General features: G+C 30.5%; 11 protein-coding genes and 1 pseudogene. 11 read left to right on the top strand and 1 reads right to left on the bottom strand.

The features are described 5' to 3' along the window. The 11 genes and pseudogenes from CLOBL_RS28290 to CLOBL_RS25750 form a co-directional block, all read left to right on the top strand. Window positions 1-208: pseudogene (locus CLOBL_RS28290) on the top strand (hypothetical protein); the annotation flags it as partial. Between the two features lie 40 nt (window positions 209-248). Next, window positions 249-1,268 carry a hypothetical protein gene (locus CLOBL_RS28770; RefSeq protein ID WP_077861614.1) on the top strand — a complete coding sequence of 340 codons (1,020 nt, stop codon included), beginning with the start codon at window positions 249-251 and terminating at the stop codon, window positions 1,266-1,268. Window positions 1,269-1,302: 34 nt separating this feature from the next. Beyond that, window positions 1,303-2,496: a hypothetical protein gene (locus CLOBL_RS25790; protein WP_077861613.1), complete on the top strand. Its 1,194-nt coding sequence runs from the start codon at window positions 1,303-1,305 to the stop codon at window positions 2,494-2,496. A gap of 18 nt (window positions 2,497-2,514) precedes the next feature. Beyond that, window positions 2,515-2,841 (top strand): hypothetical protein, encoded by a 327-nt coding sequence (locus CLOBL_RS25785; RefSeq protein WP_077861612.1) that lies wholly within the window; start codon window positions 2,515-2,517, stop codon window positions 2,839-2,841. A gap of 71 nt (window positions 2,842-2,912) precedes the next feature. Next, window positions 2,913-3,053: a hypothetical protein gene (locus CLOBL_RS25780; protein WP_242953928.1), complete on the top strand. Its 141-nt coding sequence runs from the start codon at window positions 2,913-2,915 to the stop codon at window positions 3,051-3,053. 431 nt (window positions 3,054-3,484) lie between these two features. Continuing rightward, complete coding sequence (locus CLOBL_RS25775) at window positions 3,485-3,769, top strand: hypothetical protein (protein ID WP_077861611.1); 285 nt, start codon at window positions 3,485-3,487, stop codon at window positions 3,767-3,769. A 1-nt stretch (window position 3,770) separates the two neighbouring features. After that, a complete protein-coding gene (locus tag CLOBL_RS25770) occupies window positions 3,771-4,265 on the top strand; it encodes a hypothetical protein (RefSeq protein WP_077861610.1) in 495 nt (164 codons plus the stop codon). A 59-nt stretch (window positions 4,266-4,324) separates the two neighbouring features. Further along, window positions 4,325-5,092, top strand: a complete 768-nt coding sequence (locus CLOBL_RS25765; protein WP_077861609.1) for an N-acetylmuramoyl-L-alanine amidase — start codon at window positions 4,325-4,327, stop codon at window positions 5,090-5,092. Between the two features lie 341 nt (window positions 5,093-5,433). Then, window positions 5,434-5,610, top strand: coding sequence for a hypothetical protein (locus tag CLOBL_RS28280; RefSeq protein WP_179117841.1), 177 nt, complete (start codon window positions 5,434-5,436; stop codon window positions 5,608-5,610). A 588-nt stretch (window positions 5,611-6,198) separates the two neighbouring features. Next, window positions 6,199-7,131, top strand: coding sequence for a CPBP family intramembrane glutamic endopeptidase (locus CLOBL_RS25755; protein WP_077861608.1), 933 nt, complete (start codon window positions 6,199-6,201; stop codon window positions 7,129-7,131). Between the two features lie 278 nt (window positions 7,132-7,409). Further along, window positions 7,410-7,961, top strand: a complete 552-nt coding sequence (locus CLOBL_RS25750) for a flavodoxin family protein (protein ID WP_077861607.1) — start codon at window positions 7,410-7,412, stop codon at window positions 7,959-7,961. Window positions 7,962-8,357: 396 nt separating this feature from the next. Here CLOBL_RS25750 and CLOBL_RS25745 read toward each other — a convergent pair whose 3' ends face one another. Continuing rightward, complete coding sequence (locus CLOBL_RS25745) at window positions 8,358-8,690, bottom strand: transposase (protein WP_242953927.1); 333 nt, start codon at window positions 8,688-8,690, stop codon at window positions 8,358-8,360. Window positions 8,691-9,213: the final 523 nt, after the last annotated feature.

The raw sequence follows: 9,213 nt of genomic DNA, 5'->3' as shown, positions 1-9,213 counted from the left end.
TCCAAATTTAACAGATTTAGTTTTAATTAGTCAAGATGAAACATTGAGTGGTTCAACTGTGGAAGATGTAAGGGATAAAGAGTTAAGGGCAGAAGTTGAAACTGCTAGGGGAACATATTCTAATTTAGGAGCGAGGTTAGATGGAATTGATGCATCGGTTTTAGAAGTTCAGGATGCTATAAATCCTATTGACTGTGGAATTTTTTAAAAAGATAAAAATAATTAAATGAAAGAGAGAGTGATATGAAATGGCACAAACATTAAAAATTAAAAGAGGAAATAATGCAAATTTAGGTAGTTTAACATTGGAAGCTGGTGAACCAGCATTTGTATTAGATACAGGGAAACTTTATGTGGGCAATGGCAGCGATAAAGTCTTAATTAATCCAGACATACCAACAAATTCAGAAAGCTCGGATAAATTAAATACAGCTAGAACAATTGCCTTAAGTGGTGATATTACAGGAAGTGTTTTATTTGATGGAAGCAGCGATGTAACAATAGTAACAACTGAAAAAGCATCTGGAGTAATTGCAGGAACCTATACTAAGGTTACAGTTGATAAAAAAGGTAATGTAACAGATGGTTCAAACTTAACAGCAGATGATATACCTTCATTGACATTAACTAAAATTAGCGATGCTGGAACAGCTGCATCTAAAAATGTAGGGACTGCCTCAGGAAACGTACCTGTATTAGATAATAGTGGAAAATTAGACTCGAGTATATTACCAGCAATAGCTATAACAGATACTTTTGTTGTAGCAACAGAAGCACAAATGTTGGCATTAAATGTACAAGTAGGAGATATTGCAGTAAGAACAGATTTAAGTAAATCTTTTATATTAAAAACTGCTGATGCAACTGTATTAGGCCATTGGCAAGAATTACTTACTCCAGTTGATTCAGTATTAAGTGTTGCAGGAAAAACAGGTGTAGTTGTTCTTAATTCATCAGATGTAGGACTTGGAAATGTAACAAATGAATCAAAGCAAACAATGTTCACCAATCCAGTATTTACAGGAGTACCAGTAGCACCAACAGCAGTAAAGGGAACTAGCACAACGCAAATTGCTACTACTGACTTTGTAACTAAAGCTCTTGGAGATAAGACAAGTATATCTGGAAATGCTGGAACAGCTACAAAATTAGCAAATCCGATAAACATATCATTAGTTGGAGATGTGACAGGTTCTGCAAGTTTTGATGGATCAGCTAATATTTCAATAGCAGCAACTATAAAGAACATAGATGGCGGAACATTTTAATAGAGAAGATAAAAAATGCAAGGAGGAAAGGTAAATGTCAAATAAAATACAAATTAAAAGAGGACTAAAAGCCAATTTACCAATTTTAGATGCAGGAGAACCAGCGTTTACGACTGATACAAAGGAATTTTTTGTGGGAGATGGAAAAAGTAATATTGAATTTGCTAAACAAGCAGATTTAGAAGTAATTGATAATCAAGTATCAGATTTAAATTTTCAAACTGCAGGTGGAACAGGAACAGCAATAACTCTAAAAATAAATCAAACAATGGCAAATGGATTGGCTGTAACATTTATCGCAAGTACCAATAACAGTGGGGCTGCCACAAATATAAATGGAAAACCACTTTATAAACCAAATACTAAAACAGTTCCAAATCTCATAGCTGGAAAGGCTTATACAGTTTGGTATAACTCAACAAGTGATTGTTTTTTTATCAAAGCTAGTGCTGAAGGAAATACCATTGCTGCTCATGTACTAGCAGGAGATACGTTCAGCAATGATAATGATACTGGATTGGTTGGTAGTCTTGATTTAAGCAATTTAGTTTCTGGAAATATAAGAAGTGGAGTGACTATAAATGGTGTAAGTGGTAAGTCTACAGTAGTTGATACAGCAGATGCAGTACTAGATCCTCAATATTTATTAAATGGTTATAGTGGATATGATGATGGGGTGAAGAAAAATGGAAGCATGACAAATCTTGGATCATCACAAACTGCTACGGATACATGGACAGATGGAGGCGGAACACTAGTATTTAGAGTGCCATCTACTGGAGCTTTTACAGGTGTGGTAAATGGATATAAACCAGAAGTAAACAAATGGGATGGTAATTTTGTTGCAGCTAATATAGTTAATGGTGTACCTATATTTGGATTAATGGGCAGCGGTTCACCGTCAGGGTTTAAAAACTATACAAAAGGGACAATAACTGCAAATGGTTATAAAGCTTCAACTTATACTGTTACTTTAGGTTTTCAGCCATATATTGTAGTAGGTGTAATGTGGGGTACTGGTAGCGGTTCAAATCACTCTCCTAGTATGTGTATGGCTTGGCTACGACCTAATGATTATAATAATCCTTATTTCCCATACAATGGAAATGTGAGTGATTTTTATGAATCAAGTACTAATGCACAAGTTACAATAAGTGGAACTACACTCACATTTACGGAAAAAATAAATTGGGCTTCAGCTTATTTTACATGGGAAGCATGGGGATAATATAAGGGAGGAATTCAAATGCAAATTAAATCTAAGGTTTATTACAACGTTGTGAGTGGTCAGGTATTACTTATAACATCTGAAATGGAAGGTAGTTGTGAAGAAACAACAAAGGAGCAAGATATGTTAGTGTATCCAGAGCTTGTGGGTAAAGATAGCTCAACTATTGATTATATTGAATTGCCGTATGGATCAATAATCCAAACTTTTAATTTAGCTAAATCTTATACGATTGATGTAAAAACTAAAAAATTAAATGTTATATACTATACACAAGACGAGTTAACAGCGATACAGCAACTATTAGAAATAGAAAAGAATAAAGTTATAAATGGTGGAATATAAAATGAATACAATTTAAACGTTACTAGGAAACATACTAAAGAATAGGATTAATGCAGAATTAAAGAAAGCTGTTGCAGAATACAATTCAAAAAACTATGGATATTTTCTTAGCAGAAGATAAAATTACTACAGATCAATATGCAGAATTTACAGGTTTAATTAATCCAACTACAACAGATAGCACAAATACTGATTCAAGTAAAGTAAAATAAATATCTATATAAGGAATATGAGGATAAAAATGTTTAATAAAGAAAAAGTTTATTCTAAGGACGACTTGTTTAATCTAAAGAAAAAATGGAACTAAAGTATTTGAAATTAATCATAGGACAAACAAAGCACTACTTAATGGTGAATTTGAACTATATAAGGTTATTCAAGAAATTGAAGAAATACGAGAAATTCAAGCTAATGGAAGTTTAAGTTGGAGCAACGGAGCAATAATGGTAGAAATGGTAAAATCAAAATAAATTTAAAAAGAGCTGTGCACTAAATAATTAGTACATAGCTCTTTTCATAAGGGATACACAATGGAAAAAATAGGCGCATTAATTAAATAAGAAATTTAAGCATAGATTAAGACTTTTAGGAGTCTTTTTTTATGCTTATTTTTATAAAAAGTTTGAAAAAAGGGTGGTGAAATATGGATATAACAACAATTGGAATTTTTTGCACTGCATCTGGAGCAATAATCGGATTCTTAGGGTATAAAAGAACGGTCACAAAAGACATAAAAGAGGAAAGTAATACTCAAACAAAGCTTGAAATGCAACTTAATTATATTTCTAGAGGTGTTGATGATATTAAACTGGACATGAAAATGCAAGACAATAAAATCAATGGAGTTATAGAGAGAGTTGCAAAAGTAGAGGAATCAGCGAAATCGGCTCACAAGAGGCTAGATGATATAGAAAAAGGAGAAATGTAAAATGAAAGAATTATTAATTAGTCAAGTTGCACCAGTAGCCGCTACTGCAGTAGTAGCAATTTTAGTAGCGCTTATTAAAGCCATTGGAGGTGCAACAATTGAAGTATTGGCCAAGAAGAAAGAAGAAATTGAACAAAAGATTAAGGCAACAGGACATGAAGAAGAATTAAAAACTGCAAAAGAAGTATGGGACATAATAGAAGAAAAATATAGAATTACAGAAAATGCAGCTCAAGTTCTAGAATCTAAATCAGATGAATTTGATAAATTACTACTTCAAAGAATACCAGGTCTATCTCAAGAAAATATTGACGATTTAAGGCAAGCTATAGCAGGACAAGTTAATGCTGGAAAGCAAGTTATATTAACTAAAGAAGATGCAATAAAGCAATTACAAGAGTCTAATACTACTTTACAGACAGAGAATTCATCTCTTAAAGAACAGTTAAACAAAGTTCAAGCTTTAGTAGGGGAAACACAAACAGGAAGCAATTAGTAAAAGGTGTTCGTTAAGAACACCTTATTATATTTTATTAAAGAAAGGAATTGATTTTAATGAAAATCGGATTAAGAGCAGGACATTCAGATAATTGTGAGGGAGCAGTTGGAATAGTAAATGAGCATGATCAAATGAAAAGTTATTATACAGCAGTTAAATCAGTATTCGAGAAATATGGACATACAGTAATAGATTGTAATTCAAATGCTAATACAGAGAATGAAGAATTAAGTGAAGGTGCAAACATAGCTAATAGTAATAATGTAGACTTTTTTGCAAGTCTTCATATGAACTGTTTTGATACTAATGCACATGGATGCGAAGTATTAGTATCAAGTGCATCAAGCGGTGCTTATCCAGTAGCCCAAAGATTGGTTCAAAACTTTAGTGAATTAGGATTTTTTAATAGAGGAGTAAAATTTATTAAGGATTATGAGATGAACCACATTTCAGCACCAAATATAATTTCGGAAATCTGTTTCTGTGATTCACAGGTAGATATTGATATTTATAATGAGTATTCATGGGAGCAATTGGCTTATGTATTTTGTAATGCAATAGATTCTAATATTCCAAAAGAAATAAAATATAATGATAAGAAAGACACTGGATATGTAGTTACTAATTATTTACCTAATGGGAATAAAGGTGATGGAAGCTTTGAAGGTGTAGATCTAGATTATGTATTAAGTTACCTCAAAGATGTTAAATGCTATGCTAGAGGAAATGAGAAAGGCGTATGGATTGAAACGCAAGTATTGCCAATAGATAAGTGCAATGAATTGAAGAATACGCTTGGAAGTTGGTTTTATGCTATAGAGTAATTTTTGTAAGAGGAAATCTCGTGCTAGTTATTGCTTGTAAATAGTCCAATATTAAAACGTACTATAAACGTACTTAAAATTCCTATATTACACTATATGCAATTTTTAAACATATAATATTAAAAGAGATAACTGATATAAATGGTGAAAATGTAAGAAATATAATATCGTTATTGTTCCCACACTTTTCCCACAAAAGTTATAGATTTAAATAAGTTGAGTCAAATTTGTATAAGCTTGAAGCTAAACATATGCAGTATATAAAGCAAAATAAATTATAATAAATTTTAAAACAACTAATCCAGAAGTCGTGGGTTCGAATCCCACCAAGTGCACCAAACATGAGAAATACCAATGGATTAGAATTATTAGGTATCAATAGGAACATAGCTATTGAGTTAGGATATAGCTCAGACAGATTTCAAAGAATGGTGAAATCATTAAGAATATACATGAGATGTGATCTAGGCGTAATCAGAGAACAAGGTGTTTCATTAGTTACTGCGACAACAGCTTAATATTAATATAACTTAATATCAATATAGTAATAGGTGCAAGGATTAAAACCCATGCACCTATCTTTTTTTATACTACTTTAGTACACATAATGAAAGAGTTTTCGACGCTCTATATAATATTATATCACATGGGGAGGCATTTGTATGTTAAAGAGTTGCTCCAGGTGCGGGAGAGTATACGAGCATAATCTTAAATGTCAGAGCATTATAGTATCGAGGATAAAGCTTGACACAATAGCCAATAAATTTAGAAGTACCCAGGAATAGAAACGGAAAAGAAATAATATTCTAATACGTGATAATGGCTTATGTCAGCTATGTAGTAGAAACTTATATAATACTTTCGGACGGATCTATAATCATAAGATCATTGAGGTTCACCACATAGAACCAATAGCCGAGGCATCGTATGGCCTGCGGTTAGATGAAAGCAACTTAATAGCATTATGTACTTACCATCATAAGATGGCAGACAGGGGAAAGATACCAAGGGAAGTATTAAATGATATGATTGAATATTATACATAATTTAGCAATGATGTTATAATCAAGCTATAAAGTATAGTTTGATTAGGAGTTGTTTAGTAAATGAAAAATAGGCTGAAAAATGCTGTACAATATTTATGTAAAAGATTAATCCAATCTCCATTACTGCTTGGATGGATTATTCTTGGAACTATTATTGAAGTTATAAGGAATGGATATAAGGGATTTATAGTTACTATTATTAATTTGATTCTATTGACAATTTTTACGATAATAATAAAAGTCATGAGTAATGATTCAACAATTAAAGTTACTAAAGAAATAAGACATCCAAAGTTTGAATTGTTTTGTGGTGTGCTATTTTATGTTTATTCAATTATTGTTATCTGTACATGTTGGGGGCAAGCTAAAATACCATATATAAGCTTAGGAATTACAAATTTGATTTCAATTATAGAAAAAGGTGTTTTTAACCTGGGGAAAATAGGAATACCAGAGTGGTTTTTAGGGGAATTAAGGAATGCATCAGTTAATACTGCTTTATTTTTAGTTCCGATTGTTATTTTGTTTATATGTTTAGGTTACGGATTTAAAAAAATGGGGTTTGTATTTACAAATTTTAATTTAATACTTATATTATTAGGTTTAACTATTGTTTTAGGATTACCATTTGGAGTTCTATTTCAACAACCATTTTATAAAACAATAATTATGTTTTTTATAACAATTTTTATTAATGCATTGCAAGAAGAACTTATTTATAGAGGTTATCTTTTGCCGCGGTTTGAGGTTATATTAAAAAATTCAATTAATGCACTGGTCATTGTGGCAATTTTGTTTAGTATGAGTCATGTACCATCTGAATTAGCCAGAGGTATGAATATTTATGATGCCATATTAAGTCAATTAAGTATAGTATATCCTACTGGACTAATTTGGGGTTATCTCTATTTAAAAACTAGAAGTATTGTCCCAGGGATTGCTTGGCATGCCTCTAATACAATTTTAGGAATTATGTTTGGCATTGCGCAATAGAATTATTAACACTACGAGTTAGACAAATTATCAATTCATAAAAATAAATAATAAACTAAAATATTGCATTATTTAATGAATTTGTAATATTTTTTAGTCCCCCCTATGAGTTTGATATTGTGGAAGAATATCTCAGCGCCACACAGCTCTAAATTAAACACACAATTTTCCCTAAATGAAATTTTGAGAAAATATTTTTTTACATAATATAATATAATTTATATATAATAGTAAAATATAACGAAATAAGGAATCTTTTTAAGAAATGGGGAAATTAAATGAAAACACTGATATTAAATGGTTCACCGAGAAAAAATGGTGATACTATGACTTGGATAAATGAATTTATTAAGAAATTAGATGGAGAATATAAAATTGTAAATGCGTATAATTGTAATATAAAACCTTGTATAGATTGCAGATACTGTTGGAAAAACGATGGATGTTGCCAGAATGATGAGATGCAGGAAGTATATAGCTATATACAAGAATGCGATAATATTTTAATAGCATCACCGATATATTTTTCCGAACTGACAGGGCAGTTATTAGCAATAATGAGTAGATTACAAACTTATTGGTGTGCAAGATTTTTTAGAAATGTAAATCCAATAGATAAAATAAAGAAAGGAGGGATATTATTAGTTGGGGGTGGAGATGGTTCTATGAAAAAAGCCACAGATACAGCAGAGTGTTTATTACATAAAATGAATGCTGAATCAATTGGAGCAGCATATTCACATAATACAGAAGATATTTCGCCTATTGATGATAAAAATGCCATTGAAAATATGAAAAAGATACTAATACAATTTAATGAATTAAGATAACAATTTTCTTGAATTGTGTATCAAACCCCAAAAACACATTATTCTAAAATGAAGGATATGTTTTTTTTGCACAAATTTCAAGAAAGGAGGGCGGATAATTTGGCAAGACCAAGCAAAAGCGTTGTGGTGTATTAATTTTTTAAGAGGTTTAACCTAGAATAGGGGGGCTTAAAATAATATCAGTACATTAAGTTCACTAAAAATGGATATTTAAGAATAAGAAGAGATATATTAATATAGATTGCTGAATAACTAATTTTTACAAATAGTTGCTTAAGAAAATATTTTTAGGAATTATTGATTCTAAGGATATTTTCTAGATTTTATTCCTTGAAGTTTTTTATTAAATTCATCTATTAAGTAAGTTAATAAAACCCATTTTATATGACGTTCGTATCATGAGTGCCCATAGAGTCTCAGATTTTCCAAGTTATATAAGCCTTTTAATACGGAAAATAATTGTTCTATTTTTAATCTGTTTTTATATAATTTAATCCCTATGGGAGATTCGAGAAACAAAGCATTTTCATAGCGTCTATCAGTAAACGACTCAATACTTTTAGCTTTACGCATATTCACATCAGTTAAAAAATTAAATTCTAGGTTTGAGGCAATTTCAAACCATTCTGCTGAGTCATATGCTGTATCTGCAAGTATTAAAAAAAGGTTATAAATTTTAGCTTCATATAATAAATCAGAAACTTGATTATCATGAAGATGAACAATCATTTAAGCAACTGTTAGAGATAGTTGAAGAATATTATGGACTAGATGCTAAGATATTTTAATTTGCTTTATTTTTAATAATTTTATATAAAATAAAATGAAGTATAACACTAAATATATAGTTTGGGTATACTCAATATATAGAAAAATAGTATTATGATGGGAAAGATAATGGCCATTTATATAGACAACTATAGCCGGTGTATCAATATTAATAAAAACTAGTATTATGAAGAAATATTAAGAAATATAAGAATAATTTTAGAAAATAGTAATGGTATAAATAAATGAAGTGGTAGTATAGATGATAAGATAAAACACGTCGCTGAGAGCGGAAAACAACTTAAATTAATATTTGAAAAGCTCTAAAATAAAGAGTTGAAAAAGAATTTTAAAAAGTTGTTGACAAGCTCGAAAGTAGATGATACACTGAATAAGCTGTCGAGAGTGACAGAGACTTACAAAAGTAAAACAACGAAAGTTGTGAAAGAAAATGGTCTTTGAAAATTGAACAGAAAATAATAAG

Origin of the sequence: Clostridium sp. BL-8 (genome assembly GCF_002006495.1) — a bacterium.
Lineage (GTDB): Bacteria > Bacillota > Clostridia > Clostridiales > Clostridiaceae > Clostridium.
Note: the sequence above shows the minus strand (reverse complement) of the source record. Positions and strands in the feature narration are given on the sequence as shown.